The 18,393-nt window shown below is 70.4% G+C and carries 17 protein-coding genes; 14 read left to right on the top strand and 3 right to left on the bottom strand.

Features of this window, described 5'->3' with window-relative positions; translation table 11 throughout:
• The first annotated feature begins 202 nt into the window (after positions 1 to 202).
• From V2J18_RS23170 to V2J18_RS17825, 4 genes are all read left to right on the top strand, one after another.
• Positions 203 to 2,665: a response regulator gene (locus V2J18_RS23170; RefSeq protein ID WP_425606118.1), complete on the top strand. Its 2,463-nt coding sequence runs from the start codon at positions 203 to 205 to the stop codon at positions 2,663 to 2,665.
• A complete protein-coding gene (locus V2J18_RS17835) occupies positions 2,658 to 4,364 on the top strand; it encodes a chemotaxis protein CheB (RefSeq protein ID WP_425606052.1) in 1,707 nt (568 codons plus the stop codon). Before V2J18_RS23170 ends, V2J18_RS17835 begins: the two co-directional genes overlap by 8 nt.
• Positions 4,365 to 4,499: 135 nt before the next feature.
• A complete protein-coding gene (locus V2J18_RS17830; RefSeq protein WP_336132491.1) occupies positions 4,500 to 5,006 on the top strand; it encodes a chemotaxis protein CheW in 507 nt (168 codons plus the stop codon).
• Positions 5,003 to 6,103 (top strand): acyltransferase family protein, encoded by a 1,101-nt coding sequence (locus V2J18_RS17825; protein ID WP_336132490.1) that lies wholly within the window; start codon positions 5,003 to 5,005, stop codon positions 6,101 to 6,103. The genes V2J18_RS17830 and V2J18_RS17825 overlap by 4 nt, the downstream gene beginning before the upstream one ends.
• Positions 6,104 to 6,604: 501 nt before the next feature.
• On the opposite strand, the gene V2J18_RS17820 is transcribed toward V2J18_RS17825, so the two are convergent.
• Positions 6,605 to 7,342, bottom strand: coding sequence for a 16S rRNA (uracil(1498)-N(3))-methyltransferase (locus tag V2J18_RS17820; RefSeq protein WP_336132489.1), 738 nt, complete (start codon positions 7,340 to 7,342; stop codon positions 6,605 to 6,607).
• On the bottom strand, positions 7,333 to 8,733 hold the full coding sequence (gene bioA, locus V2J18_RS17815) for an adenosylmethionine--8-amino-7-oxononanoate transaminase (protein WP_336133132.1): 1,401 nt from the start codon (positions 8,731 to 8,733) through the stop codon (positions 7,333 to 7,335). The genes V2J18_RS17820 and bioA overlap by 10 nt, the downstream gene beginning before the upstream one ends.
• Before the next feature lie 77 nt (positions 8,734 to 8,810).
• Between bioA and nudE the strand changes: the two genes are divergently transcribed.
• From nudE to V2J18_RS17790, 5 genes are all read left to right on the top strand, one after another.
• Positions 8,811 to 9,380, top strand: coding sequence for an ADP compounds hydrolase NudE (gene nudE, locus V2J18_RS17810; protein ID WP_336132488.1), 570 nt, complete (start codon positions 8,811 to 8,813; stop codon positions 9,378 to 9,380).
• Entirely contained in the window at positions 9,377 to 10,207 is an 831-nt protein-coding gene (gene cysQ, locus V2J18_RS17805; protein WP_336132487.1) for a 3'(2'),5'-bisphosphate nucleotidase CysQ, read from the top strand. The genes nudE and cysQ overlap by 4 nt, the downstream gene beginning before the upstream one ends.
• Positions 10,200 to 11,036, top strand: coding sequence for a nucleoside triphosphate pyrophosphohydrolase (gene mazG / locus V2J18_RS17800; RefSeq protein ID WP_075575021.1), 837 nt, complete (start codon positions 10,200 to 10,202; stop codon positions 11,034 to 11,036). The genes cysQ and mazG overlap by 8 nt, the downstream gene beginning before the upstream one ends.
• A gap of 97 nt (positions 11,037 to 11,133) precedes the next feature.
• Complete coding sequence (locus tag V2J18_RS17795; RefSeq protein WP_064746933.1) at positions 11,134 to 11,439, top strand: Mpo1-like protein; 306 nt, start codon at positions 11,134 to 11,136, stop codon at positions 11,437 to 11,439.
• A gap of 55 nt (positions 11,440 to 11,494) precedes the next feature.
• On the top strand, positions 11,495 to 12,085 hold the full coding sequence (locus tag V2J18_RS17790; RefSeq protein WP_336132486.1) for a hypothetical protein: 591 nt from the start codon (positions 11,495 to 11,497) through the stop codon (positions 12,083 to 12,085).
• 12 nt (positions 12,086 to 12,097) lie between these two features.
• Here V2J18_RS17790 and V2J18_RS17785 read toward each other — a convergent pair whose 3' ends face one another.
• Positions 12,098 to 12,439 (bottom strand): DMT family protein, encoded by a 342-nt coding sequence (locus V2J18_RS17785; protein WP_064746935.1) that lies wholly within the window; start codon positions 12,437 to 12,439, stop codon positions 12,098 to 12,100.
• A 104-nt stretch (positions 12,440 to 12,543) separates the two neighbouring features.
• On the opposite strand from V2J18_RS17785, the gene V2J18_RS17780 reads away from it, so the two are divergent.
• From V2J18_RS17780 to V2J18_RS17760, 5 genes are all read left to right on the top strand, one after another.
• Positions 12,544 to 13,254, top strand: coding sequence for a response regulator transcription factor (locus V2J18_RS17780; RefSeq protein ID WP_064746936.1), 711 nt, complete (start codon positions 12,544 to 12,546; stop codon positions 13,252 to 13,254).
• 12 nt (positions 13,255 to 13,266) lie between these two features.
• Positions 13,267 to 14,589 carry a sensor histidine kinase gene (locus V2J18_RS17775; protein WP_064746937.1) on the top strand — a complete coding sequence of 441 codons (1,323 nt, stop codon included), beginning with the start codon at positions 13,267 to 13,269 and terminating at the stop codon, positions 14,587 to 14,589.
• A gap of 214 nt (positions 14,590 to 14,803) precedes the next feature.
• Complete coding sequence (locus V2J18_RS17770) at positions 14,804 to 16,387, top strand: efflux RND transporter periplasmic adaptor subunit (RefSeq protein ID WP_064746938.1); 1,584 nt, start codon at positions 14,804 to 14,806, stop codon at positions 16,385 to 16,387.
• Positions 16,384 to 17,091, top strand: a complete 708-nt coding sequence (locus V2J18_RS17765) for an ABC transporter ATP-binding protein (RefSeq protein ID WP_064746939.1) — start codon at positions 16,384 to 16,386, stop codon at positions 17,089 to 17,091. Before V2J18_RS17770 ends, V2J18_RS17765 begins: the two co-directional genes overlap by 4 nt.
• Complete coding sequence (locus V2J18_RS17760; RefSeq protein ID WP_064746940.1) at positions 17,088 to 18,326, top strand: ABC transporter permease; 1,239 nt, start codon at positions 17,088 to 17,090, stop codon at positions 18,324 to 18,326. Before V2J18_RS17765 ends, V2J18_RS17760 begins: the two co-directional genes overlap by 4 nt.
• The last annotated feature ends 67 nt before the right edge of the window (positions 18,327 to 18,393 follow it).

Below are 18,393 nucleotides of genomic sequence, written 5' to 3'. Positions count from 1 at the left end.
GGCCGAAGCCGAGCGCCTGGACGCCGAGCGCATCGCGGCCGAGCAGGCCGAAGCCGAGCGCCTGGAAGCCGAACGCCTCGCCGCGGAACAGGCCGAAGCCGAGCGTCTCGAATACGAGCGCCTGGAAGCCGAATACGCCCAGGCCGAAGCGCCTGCGCAGGATCAGGTCGCAGCCGAGGAAACGATCGACGCCGCGACGGCCGTGCCTGCCGCCGCCGCGCCCGGCTCGTCGCTGTCGACCGCGTTGCTGGCCGCGTTCGACGCCGATCCGGATCCGGACGAAGCGCTGGACTTGAGCGAGCTGGACCCCGAACTCGTCGACATCTTCGTCGAGGAAGGCGGCGACCTGCTCGACCACTCCGACGGCCTGCTGGCGCAATTGCGCGAAACCCCGAGCGAACGCGAGCCGCTGGTCGGTCTGCAGCGCGATCTGCACACCCTCAAGGGCGGTGCGCGCATGGCCGGCATCATGGCCGTGGGCGAACTCGGCCACGTCATGGAGTCGCTGCTGGAGTCGGTGGTCGACCATCGCACCGAACTCGGCCGCGACGGCATCGTCCTACTCGAACGCGGTTTCGACCGCCTGCATGCCATGGTCACCCGGGTCGGCGCGCGTCGCGCGCTGGCCATGCCGGCGACGCTGATCGCCGCGTTCGACGCGCGTTCGCGCGGCGAAGCGCTGCCGATGCTGGCCGCAGCCGCAGCCGCGGCCGAACCGACCCGTACCAGCGCGCCGCCGGCGCAGCCGGCCCAGGCTGCGGTCGATGGAGGCCTCAAGCCGCTGTCGGCGCCGATCAGCGAAGCGCCGCTCGTCGACGAAGACGACATCGGCGTGCGCACGCCGCAGGAACAGGTGCGCATCCGCGCCGACCTGCTCGACCGTCTGGTCAACTACGCCGGTGAAGTCGCGATCTACCGCGCCCGCCTGGAACAGCAGCTGGGCGCGTTCCGCGGCGCGATCGCGGAAATGGCGCAGACCAACCTGCGCATGCGCGATCAGCTGCGCCGTCTGGAAATCGAAACCGAAGCGCAGATCATCGCCCGCTATCAGCGCGAAGGCGAAGCCGGCGACCAGGCGTTCGATCCGCTGGAGCTCGACCGCTTCTCGACCCTGCAGCAGCTGTCGCGCGCGCTGACCGAATCGGCGGCCGACCAGACCAGTCTGCAGAACACCCTCGACGACCTCACCCGTCAGTACGAAACCCTGCTGCTGCAGCAGTCGCGCGTCAGCTCGGAGCTGCAGGAAGGCCTCATGCGCACGCGCATGGTGCCGTTCGACACCTTGCTGCCGCGTCTGCGCCGCGTGGTCCGCCAGGCCTCGAGCGAATTGGGCAAGCAGGTCGCGCTGAAGCTGGAAGGCACCCAGGGCGAACTCGACCGCAACGTGCTCGAACGCATGACCGCGCCGCTGGAGCACATGCTGCGCAATGCGGTCGCGCACGGCCTGGAGCGGCCGGAGCAGCGTCGCGCCGCCGGCAAGGCGGACGAAGGCACGGTGCGCATCGCGGTGCGCCGCGAAGGTTCCGAAGTCGTGCTCGAAGTGGCCGACGACGGCGCCGGCCTGGACCGCGCTGCGATCCGCCGCCGCGGCGAAGAGCGCGGTCTGATCCGCAGCGATGCGGCGCTGTCCGACGCCGATCTGGACGCGCTGATCCTGGAGCCGGGCTTCTCCACCGCCGACGAGGTCAGCCGCCTGGCCGGCCGCGGCGTCGGCATGGACGTGGTCGCCAGCGAAGTCCGCCAGCTCGGCGGTACCCTGGATATCCATTCCCGCCCCGGCCTGGGCGTGCACTTCACCCTGCGCCTGCCGCAGACCCTCGCGGTCACCCAGGCGGTGTTCGTGCGCATCGGCGACACCACCTTCGCGGTGCCGATCGCTTCGGTGCGCGGCGTCGGCCGCCTCTCGCGCGAACTGCTCGAACAGGGCGACGTGGCCTATCGCTACGGCGGCGAGGACTACCCGGTCCACGACCTGGGTCTGTTGGTCGGCCATGCGCCGGCCAAGGCCGAAGGCCAGCTGCAGATGCCTTTGCTGCTGATCCGTTCGGGCGACCTGCGCGCCGCGGTGTCGGTCGACCAGGTGGTCGGCAACCGCGAAATCGTGGTCAAGCCGGTGGGGCCGCAGGTGGCGTCGGTGCCGGGCATCTTCGGCGCGACCATCATGGGCGACGGCCGCGTGGTGGTGATCCTCGACGTCGCCCCGCTGGTCCGCCGCCGCACCGTGCTGCTGCAGGACTTCGCCCAGGTCGCGGCGCCGCCGCCGGCCCCGGCCGAACAGCGCCGCGTGCCGCTGGTGATGGTGGTCGACGACTCGGTCACCATGCGCAAGGTCACCGGCCGCGTGCTGGAGCGCCACAACTTCGAGGTCATGACCGCGAAGGACGGCGTCGACGCGCTGGAGCGGATGGCCGAGCGCGTGCCCGACCTGATGCTGCTCGACATCGAAATGCCGCGCATGGACGGTTACGAGCTGGCCACGCAGATGAAGGCCGACGCGCGCATGCGCGAGGTGCCGATCGTGATGATCACTTCGCGTACCGGCGAGAAGCATCGTCAGCGCGCGTTCGAGATCGGCGTCGAGCGCTACCTCGGCAAGCCTTACCAGGAACCGGAATTGATCCGTAACGTGTACGAACTGCTTGGAATTACCCGTAGTCATGGCTGAAGCGGACCGTCGCGTAGCGTTGTTGGCGCGGGCCGGGGTGGCCCGCGACCGTTTGCGTAGCGCGCTCGGCGATGCCGGCGCGAACCTGGTGTTGGAAGGCGATCCGACCTCGCTGGAACCGTCCGAGCTCGACACGGCCGATCCGGACGTGGTCGTGGTCGTGCTCGATCCGGCGATCGAGGACGCGCTGGACCGGTTCGAGAACCTGCTGGTCGATCCGTCGATCGAAGTGATCTTCGAAGAGGCCGAACTGACCGTGGCCCGCGAGGGCTGGGACGCGGCGCGCTGGGCGCGCCACCTCAGCGCCAAGCTGCACCGGCACGACGACGTGCTGCCGCCCGGGCGCGAGCCCGAGCCGGAGCCCGAGCCGATGTTCTCCGCCGAAGCGTTCCAGCGCCCGAGCTCGCCGGCTTCGGCGATGGCGCAGGACGAACAGGGCATCGGTTTCGATCCGGCGTCCAGCGAGATGCCGCACGACCCATCCGCGTTCATCGCCGCCGAGCAGATCGGCGAGTTGTCGCGGCTGGCGCCGGCGCCTCGCGCGAGCGAGGCGGCGGTGGAAGAAGCGCCGGCGGCCGAACCGCCGGGCGAGTTCGACATCGGCCGGCTGACCCTGGAAGCGATCGAAACCCAGGCCGCCGTGCCGGGCCAGGCGGCGTCGTACCCGGCCGAGCCGGAGTGGAACGTCGACGAGCACACGCCGGTCGCCGACACGCCGCTGGCGCTGGACGACATCGGCGACATCGCCGCCTGGCAGCCGCCGGATCATCGTCTCGACGACGAACTGATCGACCTGGACCGCAAGTTCGCCGACGCCGGCACTTCGATCGAGCTGGAAGAGGACGCGCATTCCACGCCGTCCGCCTCCGGGGCGATCGCGCCGATCGAGTTCGACGACGGCCGTGGCGGCGGCGCCGAGACGCCGGCCTTCGAAAGCAGTTTCGACTTCGACTTCGCCACCGATCCGCTGCCGGCCGACAAGGCCGCCGCGCCGCCGCCGCCGGCGGTGCCGGACTGGTCCTTCGCCGACGAGGCCAGCCTGATCGGCGCCGCCAGCGGCCAGTCCCCGGCGCCGGTCGCGCCGGGCGTGGACGCGCACGATCTGGAAGAGATCGAACGGCGTATTTCCGGCCTGGAACTGGTCGACGACCGCGCGCCGGTGTCGACCCGCAGCGGTGCGGTGCTGGTGCTGGCCGGGATCGGCGGCCCCGACGCCGTGCGCCAGTTGCTCGGTGCTCTGCCGGAGAACTTCGGTCGTCCGGTGCTGGTGCAGCAGCGTCTCGACGGCGGCCGCTACGACCGCCTGGTGGCGCAGATGCAACGCGCTACGCCGGTGCTGGTCAAACTGGCCGAACCGGGCGCGCGCACCATCGACGGCGTGATCTACATCCTGCCCGCCGGCGTCGGCGTGGACGCCGGCGACAGCGGCATCCAGTTCGTCGAGGACGGCGGCGAGGTGATGGACGCCTTGCCGGCCGCCGACAGCGCGATCCTGCTGTTCAGCGGCGCCGACCCGGCTCAGGTCGATACCGCGATGAAGCTGGCCGCGCACGGCGCATTGGTGCTCGGCCAGGCCCCGGACGGTTGCTACGACGCCGCCGCCGCGAGCGCGGCGATCGCGCGCGGCGCCGGACAGGGCCAGCCGTCCGAACTGGCGGCCAAGCTGGCCGCACGCTGGTCGACCCACAGTCCGCTGTAAACGCCGGGCGCCGCTGCGGCGGCGCCGGCGCGGCTTCCATGCTGCTTCGCGCAGCTTCCGCACCACCTCGCGGCAGACATTCCGCTGCCGCAGCACTACCGCAAGGCCGCGCGATCCGCGGCGAGGACGCGAGCGATGTCGAACGACGACCAGCAACATCCGGCCACCGAAAGCGCAAGCCAGGCCGACATCCGCGGCGTATTGATCCAGGTGGCCGGCGCGCGTCTGTTGCTGCCCAACGCGACCATCGCCGAGGTGTTGTCGTACGCGCCGCCGGCGCCGGTCGACGGCGCGCCGCGCTGGCTGCTGGGTCGGATCCGCTGGCGCGGCTGGCAGTTGCCGCTGATCGCATTCGGCGAGCTGTCCGGGCTGGCGTCCGAACAGGGCAGCCTGGGCAGCAAGGTGGTCGTGCTCAAGGCGCTCAGCGCGGCATCGCGCCTGCCGTATTTCGCCCTGCTGACCCAGGGCTTCCCGCGTCTGGTGACGGTGTCGAGCCAGAGCTTGCTGGTCGACGGGATCGAAGACGAAATCCTCCCGCACGGCGTGCAGGCGCGCGTGCTGCTCAACGACGACCGCGCCCTGCTGCCCGACCTGGAAGCGGTCGAGGCGATGATCGGCGAAGCGCTCGCGCAGGCGGCGTGAACCGCGCCGCCGCGGCGCCGGAGCGCGCGTCCGCGCCCAAGCGCTACGCCTCGGTCGATGCGCTGCGCGGCCTGACCGTCGCGGCGATGCTGCTGGTCAACAATCCCGGCGACTGGGGCCATGTCTACGCGCCGCTGCTGCACGCGCAGTGGCACGGCTTCACGCCGACCGATCTCGTGTTCCCGATGTTCCTGTTCATCGTCGGCGTGTCGATCGCGCTGGCGCTGATGCCGCGCCGCGAAGCCGGCGCCGCGCCGGCGACGCTGTTGCGGCCCGCGCTGTGGCGCGCGGTACGCATCGTCGGCCTCGGCCTGTTGCTGCACTGGTGCGCGATGTGGGCGAGCGGCCACGAAGCGCTGCGCTTGCCCGGCGTGTTGCAACGGATCGGCCTGTGTTTCGCCGCGGCGGCGCTGATCGCGTTGTATCTGCCGGCGCGCACGCAATGGTTCGCGTTCGGCGCGTTGCTGGTCGGCTACGCCTGGTTGCTCGCCGGCGGCGGCAGCTACGCGCCGTTCGACAACATCGCCAGCCGCCTCGACCACGCGCTGTTCGGCGCGCACGTCTACCAGGTCGATCCGGCCAGCGGCCGCGGCCACGACCCCGAGGGTCTGGTGTCCACCCTGGGCGCCCTGGCCACGACCGTGCTGGGCCTGCGCGCCGGCGACTGGCTGCGCCGTGGCGATTTGCGCGCCTTGCTGATCGCCGGCGCGCTGGCGTTGGCGGCGGGCTGGGCGCTGGGCCAGTGGCAGCCGATCAACAAGAACCTGTGGACCCCCGCCTACGTGCTGTGGGCCGGCGGTTGGTCGTGCTGGGTCCTGGCGTTGTGCCATCGCCTGATCGACGTACGCGGCTGGCCGGCGCTGGGGCGAAGCTTCGGCGTCAACGCGATCGCCGCCTATGCCGGCTCGGCCTTGCTGCTGTACTTGCTGATCGGCCTGGGCTGGCTGGAACCGATCTACCGCCGCGGCTTCGCCGACTGGATGACACCGCGGTTCGGTCCCTATCTGCCGTCGCTGGCGTTCGCGCTGGCTTTCGTGACCTTGTGGTGGGGCGTGGTGACGCTGCTCGACCGGCGTCGGATCTATTTCAAGATCTGAGCGTCGCAGCCTTCCTTCGTCGGGCACGGCGAGAGCGGCGACAGCAAGCGCAGATCTCCCCGCCCGCTGCGCAGGCGCCGCTCCCGCTTGGAAAAGGGGCGACGGCGACTCGCCGCGCTGCCATGCCCGCCTTTGCGAAGCGCGTGGCGGTCGTTCGCCGTATTGCGGTTCTCGCTTGTTTCAAAGCGCACCGCGGCAGTTGGCCGCGTCGCGGTTCCCCCTGAAAGGGGGGCTAGGGGGATTTGTTTTCTCGCTCCTTGAAAAAGGGGTGACGGCGAATCGCCGCGCTGCCATGCCCGCCTTTGCGAAGCGCGTGGCGGTCGTTCGCCGTATTGCGGTTCTCGCTTGTTTCAAAGCGCACCGCGGCAGTTGGCCGCGTCGCGGTTCCCTCTGAAAGAGGGCTAGGGGGATTTGTTTTCTCGCTCTACGCCGCGGCGCAAACCCGGCGCCAACGGTTCGCTCGAATGCCGCCTGCCGCGCCCGCGAACCGATCCGAGCGACTCAGGCCAGATCGCCGAACCGCGCCTGCAGCGCCGCGATCGCGGCCAGGCCGGCGGTTTCGGTGCGCAGGATGCGCGGTCCCAAACGCAAGCCCTGGAAGCCGGCGTCGCGCAGCTGTTGCCGGTCCAGCGGCGACCAGCCGCCTTCCGGGCCGATCGCCAGAAACACCGGCGCAACCGGATCGACCGCGAGCGTGGCGACGGCCAACTCGCCTTCGGGGTCCAGGATCAGGCGCAACCCGCCCGGCGCCAGCGTCGCCAGCGTCGCCGCCAGCGCGCGCGGCGCGGCGACCTCCGGCACGCGAGCGCGGCCGCTTTGTTCGCAGGCCGAGGCGACCACGCTGCGCCAATGCGCCAGGCGCTTTTCCGCGCGCGCCTCGTCGAGCTTGACCTCGCTGCGCTGCGACCACAGCGGCTGCACTTGCGCCACGCCGAGCTCGGTCGCCTTCTGCAGGATCAGGTCCATCTTCTCGCCGCGGGCGATGCCTTGCAGCAGCACCAGCTGCAGCGGCGATTCGCGCTCTACCGGCTGCGCCGACTCGATCGCCACCCGCAGCTCGCGCTTGCCCAGCGCGGCGATGCGGCCGTGATAGTCGTGGCCGTCGCCGTTGAACAGCACGCAGGCGTCGCCGACCTGATGCCGCAGTACGCGGGCCAGATGCGTGGCGGGACCTTCCGGCAACACGATCTCGCGGCCGGCACCGAGTTCGGCGTCGACGTGGACTCGGGTCAGGCGCATGCGTCGGCCTCCTGCACGGCGTGGTCGATCGCCTCGCGGGTGGTGCGGGCGAGCAGGTCCAGCGCCTCTTCGTCGATCGAATACGGCGGCATCCAATACAGGATGTCGCCGAGCGGGCGCAGCAGCACGCCGCGCTCGAGCGCGGCGCGGTAGGCGCGCAGTCCGATCCGCGCGGCCGGATCGAAGGGACTGCGCTTGTCGCCGCCGCGGGTGAGTTCGAAGGCGACGATCATGCCGGCCTGGCGCACGTCGGCGACGTGCGGATGACCGGCGAACTCGGCCGCGGCGCGGGCCATGCGCGCGGCGGTGTCTCGGTTGCGCACGACGATGTCGTCGTCGCGGAAGATGTCCAGGGTCGCCAGCGCCGCGGCGCAGGCCAGCGGATTGCCGGTGTAGCTGTGCGAATGCAGGAAGGCGCGTTCGCGCGAGTCGTCGAGGAAGCCGTCGTAGATCGACTGGCTGGTCAGCACCGCGGCCAGCGGCAGCGCGCCGCCGGTCAGGCCCTTGGACAGGCACAGCAGGTCCGGCATGACCCCGGCCTGTTCGCTCGCGAACATCGTGCCGGTGCGGCCGAAGCCGACCGCGATCTCGTCGGCGATCAGGAACACCCCGTGCGCGTCGCACAGCTCGCGCGCCAGGCGCAGGTAGGACGGGTCGTGCATGCGCATGCCGCCGGCGCATTGCACCCGCGGCTCCAGGATCAGCGCGCAGACTTCGCCGGCATGGCGTTCGAGCAGATCGCGCAAAGCCGCGGCGGCGACCTGCGCGCGCTCGGCCGCGCTCTGGCCGGGGTCGGCCAGGTAGGCGTCGGGCGAGGGCGCGAACAGGGCTTCGGCCAGCAGCGGCGCGTAAATGCGCCGGTACAGCGGGATATCGCCGACCGCCAGCGCGCCCAGGGTTTCGCCGTGGTAGCCGTTCTCCAGGGCGATGAACTTGGTCCGGCCTTCGACGCCGCGATTGCGGAACCAGTGGAAGGCCATCTTCAGCGCCACCTCGACCCCGGCCGAGCCGTTGTCGGCGTAGAACACCTTGCTCAGCGGCGCGCGCCCGTCCTGGCGCGGCGCCAGCGCCAGCAGGCGTTCGGCCAGCTCCACCGCCGGCGCGTGCGAGACGCCGGCCAGGATCACGTGTTCCAGGGTCCGCGCCTGGGCGGCGATGGCCTCGGCGATGCGCGGCTCGGCGTGGCCGAACAGGTTGGTCCACCAACTGGAAATCGCATCCAGGTAGCGGCGCCCGTCGCGGCCGATCAGCCACGGCCCCCGGCCGCTCGCGATCGGCAGCAGGGGCAGGGTGTGAGGGTGCTCGCGCATCTGGGTGCAGGGGTGCCACAGCACCGCCAGATCGCGCTCGCGCCAGGCCTGCGCCGCGTCGGCGCCCGGCTCTGTTAGCATCTTGGGGTCGTGAGTGATCTCTCGCATTCCCCCATTATCGTGCCTTTCCGCTCCCCGCTCATGCCCGGAGCCGCGCCATGACCCGGCGGCTGCCGATCATCCATCAGATCACCGAGCACGAGGCCGGTCCGTACCGGCTGGAACGGCTCGATCTGGAGTTCTCCAACGGCGAGCGCCGTCGCTACGAGCGCCTGCACGGCCGCGGCCACGGCGCGGTGGTGGTGGTGCCGATGCTCGACGAGGACACCGTGCTGCTGGTGCGCGAGTACGCCGCCGGCATGCACCGCTACGAGCTGGGCCTGGTCAAGGGCCGGATCGACGAAGGCGAGACCGCGCTGCAGGCCGCCGACCGCGAGCTGAAGGAAGAGGCCGGCTACGGCGCGCGCTCCTTGACCGTACTGCGCGCACTGACGCTGGCGCCGACCTACATGAGCCACCAGGCGCAGTTGGTGCTGGCGCGCGATCTTTATCCCGAGCGCCTGCCCGGCGATGAGCCGGAAGAACTCGAAGTGGTGCCGTGGAAGCTCGACGACCTGCACGAGCTGATCCTGCGCGAAGACTTTTCCGAGGGCCGCAGCATCGCCGCGCTGTTCATCGCCCGCGAATGGCTGCGCAGCGGCCAGCCGCATCCGGGGCCGGCGGCATGACGGCGGCCGCGCCGCTGCTGTCCGCGGCTCAGGTAGAGGGCGCGATCGCGATCGCCCGCGCCGCGGCCGCGGCCATCCTGCAGGTCTACGACGGCGAGTTCGAAGTCGAGCGCAAGTCCGACGCCTCGCCGGTCACCGCGGCCGATCTGGCCGCGCACCATCTGATTCTCGACGGCCTGGCCGAACTGACCCCGGACATTCCCGTGCTGTCGGAAGAATCCGCGCACGAAGTCGGTTTCGAACAACGTCGCGCCTGGCCGCGGCTGTGGCTGGTCGACCCGCTCGACGGCACCCGCGAGTTCGTCAAGCGCAACGGCGAGTTCTCGGTCAACCTGGCCCTGATCGACGACGGCGTGCCGGTGTTCGGCCTGGTGCTGGCGCCGGTCGGCGGCGCGCTGTGGCACGCCCAGCGCGGCGGCCCGGCCTATCGTCGCGACGGCGACGCCGAGCACGAGATCCGGGTGCGGTCGCCGGCGGCGCGGCCGCTGCGGGTGGCCGCCAGCCGCTCGCATTTCAGCGAGCACAGCGAACAATTCATGGTCCGCGCGCACCGCGCCGCGCCGGACGGCATCCGCATGGTCAGCCTCGGTTCGTCGCTGAAATTCTGCCGCATCGCCGAGGGCGAACTGGACCTGTATCCGCGCTTCGGCCCGACCAGCGAATGGGATACGGCCGCCGGCCAATGCGTGCTCGAGGCCGCCGGCGGCGCGCTGGTCGATCCGCAGGGGCGTCCGTTCCGCTACAACCAGCGCGCGCATGTTCTCAACGGCGACTTCGTCGCCCTCGGCGACCGCGGTCTGCCGTGGAAGGAGTGGCTCGATGGCTGAAGTATTGAACCTGCCGCCCGGCATCGCCGGCCTGCTGGCGATCATGGCCCGTCTGCGCGATCGCGAGGGCGGTTGCCCCTGGGATCTCGAGCAGACCTTCGCCACCATCGCCCCGTACACGATCGAGGAGGCCTACGAGGTCGCCGATGCGATCGATCGCCAGGACCTGGCCTCGCTCAAGGACGAACTCGGCGATCTGCTGCTGCAAGTGGTGTTCCACGCGCGCATGGCCGAGGAGCAGGGCGCGTTCGCTTTCGACGACGTGGTCGCGGCGATCAGCGACAAGATGGTGCGCCGCCATCCGCACGTGTTCGGCGACGCCAGCTTCGAGGACGCCGAGGCGCAGACCGTGGCCTGGGAAGAGCAGAAGCGGCGCGAGCGCGAAGCCTCCGGCGAAGCCGACACCTCGGTGCTGGCCGGCATCGCCCGCGGCCTGCCGGAATGGCAGCGCGCGGTGAAGCTGCAGAAGCGCGCCGCCACGGTCGGCTTCGACTGGCCCGACGTGCGTCCGGTGATCGCCAAATTGCACGAAGAGATCGAGGAAGTGCGGGTGGAGTTCGACGCGGTCGCCGCCGCGCCGGACGACGCCGAAGCGCGCGATCGCCTGGAGGAGGAGATCGGCGACCTGCTGTTCGTCTGCGCCAACCTCGCCCGCCACGGCAAGGTCGACGTCGGCGCCGCCATGCGCCGCGCCAACCTCAAGTTCGAACGCCGCTTCCGCAGCATGGAGACGCTGGCCGCGCAGGACGGCCTGTCGTTGGCCGAACTGCCGCTGGAAGGCCAGGACGCTTATTGGGATCAGGCCAAGCGCGCCGAACGCGACGACTGAGCGCTTGCTCCGCCCGGCGCAGCGGCGCTTGATCCGCGGCCCGCGGCGGTTCAGGATCGCGGCAGGCAGTGCGATACGCCAATGCCGGGAGGGGACCATGGCCAACCGCTTCGCCAGTTTCCGCGAGTTCTATCCGTTCTATCTCAGCGAACACAGCAACCGCACCAGCCGCCGGCTGCACTTCGTCGGCAGCTGCGGGGTGTTGCTGCTGGTCGCGCTGGCGATCGCGCAGGGGCGGCCGTGGCTGTTGCTGGCGGCGTTGGTGTGCGGCTACGGCTTCGCCTGGGTCGGTCATTTCTTCTTCGAGAAGAACCGGCCGGCGACGTTCAAGCACCCGTTGTATTCCTTCGTCGGCGACTGGGCGATGTTCAAGGACATCCTGACCGGCAGGATCAAATTCTGAGCCGCCGTCGGCCGCCGCGCGCGGGCCTGCGGCGGCGCCTTCAAGGACGATCGCGATGAAATCGAGGCTTTGCTGTTGGGCGCTGCTCCTGGCCGCGCTGCCGTCGCTGTCGCCGGCGGCCATGCCGGCCGCGGCGCCGGACCGGCCGATGCGCAAGTCCGCCTGGCTGGCCGAGGCGATGGACAGCAAGACCTGCCCCCTCGTCTCGATCCGCCTCGTCGGCGAGAACCCGCGCGCCGACGGCGGCGAGGACACGATCGCGACGATCTGGCGCAGCGCCGACGACGAACTCGCCGACCTCGACCGCTGGCCGACCCTGTACCTGTCCCTGGGCGGACGGCCGTTGGCGCTGCCCCGCGTGCCGCCGGCCGACGACGTCGAAAGCGCCGCGCTGAGCGGCGAGACGCTGCTGCGCTGGTCGGCGCCCAGGCAGGGCGTCTCGGCGACCCTGCGCCTGCGCGCGCCGCGCCTGTGGGTGGAGAACGACGGCGCCTGGACCGAGGTGGCGCCCGCGCGCCTGCGTCGGGCGCGCGCGGCGACGGACGGGGCGAGCACGCGCAGCGTATGGGTCGGGCACCTGAGCCTGGTCAGCCCGGCCGGGCGCTGGCAGGAGCCCGTGCGGGTGGAGTCGTGGTGCGGGCCCTGAGCCGCGGCGGGCTCAGTCGAGGAAGATCAGCCAGGCCGCGACCACGATCAGGGCGAAGCCGGCCCAGTGGTTCCACTTCAAGGGCTCGCCGAGGTACCAGGCCGAGAAGCCGGCGAAGACCAGCAGGGTGATGACCTCCTGCATGCCCTTGAGCTGCGGCGCCGAGTACACCGCGCTGCCGAGCCGGTTGGCCGGCACCTGCAGGCAATATTCGAACAGGGCGATGCCCCAGCTGACCGCGATCGCGACGGTGAGCGGCGAGGACTTGTACTTGAGATGTCCATACCAGGCGAAAGTCATGAAGATATTCGATCCGAGCAACAGCAGGATCGGATACAGGCGGTCGGCGAGCATGCGGCGGGGTCGCAAGAAGGGTCGTCCAGCGTAGCGGGGGCCTTCACGGGCCGTCCACCCTGGCGAAGGCAACCTTCACAAAACTGAAGGAATGGAGAGGCTGTATGCAGGGTACGAGAGACGGGGGCCTGGTCCTCATCGTCGAAGACAACCGCAACATCTCCGAAATGGTCGGCGAATACCTGGAAAGCCGCGGTTTCGAAGTCGATTACGCCGCCGACGGCGTGGACGGCTACCGGCTCGCCACCGAGAACAGTTACGACGTGGTGGTGCTCGACCTGATGCTGCCGCGTATGGACGGGATCGAGGTCTGCAAGAAGCTGCGCGAAGAAGCCCGCAAGTCGACCCCGGTGCTGATGCTGACCGCACGCGACACCCTGGACGAGAAGCTGACCGGCCTCAGCGCCGGCGCCGACGACTACCTGACCAAGCCGTTCGCGATCCAGGAACTGGAAGCGCGCCTGCGCGCCCTGATCCGGCGCGAACGCCGCCAGGTCGGCGGCGAGGTGCTGAAGGTCGCCGACCTGGTGCTGGACCCGGCCAGCCTGCGGGTCACCCGCGGCGGCAGCGAACTGCAGCTCTCGCCGATCGGGCTGCGCCTGTTGACCATCCTGATGCGCGAATCGCCGCGCGTGGTCAGCCGGCAGGAGATCGAACGCGAGATCTGGGGCAACGGCCTGCCCGATTCCGATACGCTGCGCAGCCACCTCTACAACCTGCGCAAGACCATCGACAAGCCCTTCGACAAGCAACTGCTGCATACGGTGCAGAGCGCCGGTTACCGCGTTGCGGACATCTCGCAGCCGCCGGACTGACGTATCGACACCGTGCCGCAAGGGTTACCGCGCAAGATCAAGCTTGCATTCATCCTGCAAGCCTTGATCGGCAGCGTCGCGATCACGCTGGGCATTCTCCTGGCGGGGTTGGCTGTGCGCCACGTGGTGCTCGAGCAGCGCATGCAGCGCGAGGCCGACGACTACTGGGCCGGGCGCGAGCGCGACCCGAACTACCCCTTGCCGCGGACCTCGACCACGCGCGGCCACTTCGTCCCCGCCGGCGGCAACGACTCGCAGCTGCCGCTGGGCATCCGCAACGTGGATTCGGGGCTGCACAACCTGCCCGGCGGCGGCCGGGTGGTGCTGGTGGACCGGCGCGAGGCCGGCACCTTCTACATGATCTACGCCACCGACCTGATCGACGAGGCGATTCTCTACACCGGCCTGTTCTCGCTGCTGTTCTCGCTGCTGACCACCTACCTGATTTCCTGGCATACCTACCGCACCTCCAAGCGCCTGGTCTCGCCGGTGAGCTGGCTGGCCAACGTGGTCAGCCAATGGGACCCGCGCGACCCCGACACCAGCCTGATCGAGCCGATCAAATTCCCCTACGACCCCGGCAGCGAAGTGCGCCGGTTGTCGAGCGCGCTCAGCGGCCTGGCCGAGCGGGTCAGCGATTTCGTCCAGCGCGAGCGCGACTTCACCCGCGACGCCAGCCACGAGCTGCGCACTCCGCTGACCGTGATCCGGGTCGCCACCGACCTGATGCTGGCCGACCCCGACACCCCGGTGCGCGCGCAGCGTTCGCTGCTGCGGGTGCAGCGCGCCGGCCGCGACATGGAGGCGGTGATCGACGCCTTCCTGATCCTGGCCCGCGAGTCCGACGTCGAGCCGCAGTCGGAGGAGTTCGCGGTGCGCGACATCGTCGACAACGAAATGGAGCGGCTGCTGCCCCTGCTCAACGGCAAGCCGGTCGAGCTGCACCTGTACGACGAAGGCGGGCCGCGCCTGGTCGCGCCGCCGCACGCGCTGGGGGTGATGATCGGCAACCTGCTCAGCAATGCGGTGCGCTTCACCGACCAGGGCCGCATCGACGTGCGCCTGAGCCGCGACAGCATCGAGATCCGCGACACCGGCATCGGCATGTCGGTGGAGACGCTGACCAAGGCCTTCACCCCGTTCTACCGCGCCGATTTCTCCTCCGGCGACGGCAAAGGCATGGGCCTGTCGATCGTGCGCCGGCTGGGCGAGCGTTTCGGCTGGCCGGTGACCCTGACCAGCGCACCCGGCCAGGGCACCACCGCGGTGATCCGCTTCCGTCCCGGCAGCGCCACCGTCAGCTTCGGCCCGCCGCCGCGCCGGCCCGAACTCTGAACGACGCGCACCCGGTGGGCGCCGGCCCGTGCGACGGTTTCGCCGCGGCGCGAATCCTTGGGCAGAATCGCGCGTGGGCGCGACGCTATCGCCGCGTCGATCCGGCTGAACCGTCGCTGCGCCGCCGCGTCCGTGCCGCCGTCGCCGACCGCGCCGCTGTCAACCGCATTCAGCCTGGTGCGTTGGCGCCTGCATAACTCTCGAAATCAGCCACATGAGCGCAGCCAAGCCGTCCCCCCCGTCCCGCCCGACTCCGACTGCGCGGCCGCGCAAATCGCCCTGGCCGCAACGGCTGCTGATCGCGGCGGTGGCGGCGGCGCTGGCCGGCAGCGGCTGGTACTACTACCGCAAGCAGAGCGCGGCGGAGGCCGCCGGAGCCTATCGCACCGCCAAGATCGAGCGCGGCGACATCCGCGTGGCGATCTCGGCCACCGGCGCGCTGGCGGCGATCTCGACCGTCGACGTGGGCAGCCAGATCTCCGGGCAAGTCACCGAGGTGCTGGTCGACTACAACGACCGGGTCAGCAAGGGCCAGGTGATCGCGCGCATCGACCCGGCCACCTACGAGGCGCAGATCGCCCAGGGTTCGGCGCAGATCCAGAACGCGCGCGCCAGCCTCGCCACCGCCCAGGCGACCTTGCGCAATGCCGAACTCGATTACCAGCGCAAGTCCGAACTGGCGGCCAAGCAACTGGTCTCGCGCAGCGATGCCGACCTGGCCCGCGCCGCGCGCGACCAGGCGCGGGCCCAGCTCAACGGCGCCCAGGCCCAGATCGAGCAGCAGATCGCCTCGACCCAGACCACCCGCCTCAATCTGCAGCGCACGGTGATCCGCGCGCCGGTCGACGGCGTGGTCCTGACCCGCAGCGTCGAGCCCGGCCAGACCGTGGCCGCGAGCCTGCAGTCGCCGGTGCTGTTCCAGATCGCCGAAGACTTGTCGAAAATGGAAATCGTGCTGGCCATCGACGAGGCCGACATCGGCCAGGTCAAGGCCGGCCAGGGCGTGAACTTCACCGTCGATTCCTTCCCCGATCGCCGTTTCCGCGGGCAAGTGCAGCAGGTACGGCTGTCGGCGACCAATACCAGCAACGTCATCACCTATCCGGTGGTGGTCTCGGTCGACAACCCCGACGGCGCGCTGCTGCCGGGCATGACCGCCAACGCCGAGATCGAGGTCAGCCGCCGCGACGACGTGCTGCGGGTCAGCAACGCCGCGCTGCGCTACAAGCCGGCCGACGAAGACGCCGCCGGCGCCGGCAATGCCGGCCCGAACGGCGGCGTGCGCGGCGGTCTCGGCAACGACCTGCCGCAGGTCGCGCAGGCGCTGAAGTTGAACGCGCAGCAGCAGGCCGCATTCGACGCCGCGCTGGCGCAGATGAAGCAGCGCATGGCCGCGCGCAGCGCGGCGCCGGCGGCGAGCGCGGGCGGACCGCCGGGCGGCGGCGCGCCGATCATCATCGGCGGCGGCCGCGGGCCGGGCGGCGGGGGCGGCAACAACAATCGCAACCGCAACGGCGGCGCCATGTCCGGCGCCGCGCGCCAGCGCATGCTGGAACGCTTCAATCAGCAGTTCGGCGCTTTCCGCAGCCTGCTCGACGACGGCCAGCGCGCACGCTGGGACGCCGAGATCGCCAACCTGGTGACCGCGCGCCGAGTGCCGCTGTACAAGCTGGCCGGCGGCAAGCCCGAGCCGGTGGTGGTGCGGGTCGGCGCCAGCGACGGCAGCTGGACCGAGGTCTCCGGCAACGTGCGCGAAGGCGACGAGATCGTGGTCGGCAGCGGACGCACCGGCCCATGAGCGAGGTCGCCGACGCGCATCCGGTCATCGAAACCCGCGGCCTGGGCAAGGTCTATTCGCCCGGCAGCGAGGCCGAGGTGATCGCCTTGCACGGTGTCGACCTGACGATCGCGCGCGGCGAGTTCGTCGCGATCATGGGGCCGTCGGGTTCGGGCAAGTCGACCCTGATGAACCTGATCGGCTGCCTGGATACACCCAGCAGCGGCAGCTACCTGTGCGACGGCGTCGACGTCGCCAGCCTGGACGCGGAAGCGCGCGCGATCCTGCGCCGCGACAAGATCGGTTTCGTGTTCCAGGGCTTCAACCTGTTGCCGCGCATGAACGCATTGGAAAACGTGGCGATGCCGATGGGCTATGCCAACGTGCCGCGCGATGAACGCCTGCAGCGCGCCCAGGCGGCGCTGGAAGCGGTCGGCCTGGGCGGTCGCGCCGGACATCGGCCGAGCGAGTTGTCCGGCGGTCAGCAGCAGCGCGTGGCGATCGCCCGCGCGCTGATCAACCGGCCGCCGATCCTGCTCGCCGACGAACCCACCGGTGCGCTCGATACCCGCACCGGCGAGGAGATCCTGGCTCTGTTCAAGCGCCTGCAAGCCGAAGACCACACCGTGGTGCTGATCACCCACGACCCGGACGTGGCCGCGCATGCCGGCCGCACCTTCGTCATGCGCGACGGCGAGCTGCACGAGCAGGAGGCCGGCGCATGAACTTCCTGGAAGTGCTGCGTACGGCGGTGTTCGCTCTGCGAGGCAATTGGCTGCGCAGCGCGCTGACCTCGCTGGGCGTGATCATCGGCATCGCCGCGGTGATCGTGATGGTCTCGGTCGGCCAGGGCACCCAGTCGGAAATCGACAAGCTGGTGTCCGGGTTGGGCTCGAACCGGCTCGACATCAGCTCGGGCGGCGGCGGCCGCGGCGCCGGCGGCGTGCGCCTGAGCGCGTCGAGCTTCTTCACCCTGACCGAAGCCGACGCCGAGTCGATCCGCAACGAGATCGGCGAGGTCCAGTACGTCGCCGCCTCGCTGCGCGGCGGCACCCAGGCGGTGTACGCCGAGAACAACTGGTCAACCCAGTGGCAGGGCGTGCAGGCGGATTTCTTCGACATCAACGGTTGGAGCATCGCCTCCGGCGCAGCGTTCGAAGCGCGCGACTACGGCAGCGGCACCAAGTCGGTGATCCTCGGCGAAACCGTGCGCCGCGAACTGTTCGGCGACGAGGACGCGATCGGCCAGACCGTGCGCCTGGGGCGAGTGCCGTTCACGGTGGTCGGTACGCTCAAGCCCAAGGGCCAGGGCGGTTTCGGCCAGGACCAGGACGATGTGGTGCTGGTGCCGCTGGAAACCGGGCGCCGTCGTCTGCTCGGGGCGATGGGCCTGCCGACCGGCGCGGTGATGCAGATCGCGGTCGGCGTCGGCCGCGCCGAGGACGTCGCTTATGCGCAGGAGCAGATCGAAAGCCTGCTGCGCCAACGCCATCGCATCCAGCCCGGCGCCGATGACGACTTCAGCGTGCGCAACATCGCCGAAGTGGTCGCGACTCGCACCCAGACCACCCGGCTGATGTCGCTGCTGCTCGGCGCGGTGGCGACGATTTCGCTGATCGTCGGCGGCATCGGCATCATGAACATCATGCTGGTCTCGGTGACCGAACGGATCCGCGAGATCGGCCTGCGCATGGCGGTCGGCGCGGGACCCGGCGACATTCGCCGGCAGTTCCTGGCCGAGGCGATGCTGATCTCGTTGATCGGCGGCGCGCTGGGCATCGCCATCGGCGTGGTCGGTACCTTGCTGGTGAGCAAGTTCGGGGCCTTGCCGGTGGCGCTGAACGGCAAGGTGATCGGCCTGGCCGCGGGGTTCTCGATCGCCACCGGTCTGTTCTTCGGTTATTACCCGGCGCGCAAGGCCTCGCAGCTGGATCCGATCGAAGCATTGCGCCAGCAGTAAGGCGCGGCGCAGGACCACGACCTCGGGCACGGGCGCGGATCGCCGCGCCGTGCCATGGTGCCGGCGA

It is taken from the genome of Lysobacter firmicutimachus (genome assembly GCF_037027445.1).
GTDB lineage: Bacteria > Pseudomonadota > Gammaproteobacteria > Xanthomonadales > Xanthomonadaceae > Lysobacter > Lysobacter firmicutimachus.
Note: the sequence above shows the minus strand (reverse complement) of the source record. Positions and strands in the feature narration are given on the sequence as shown.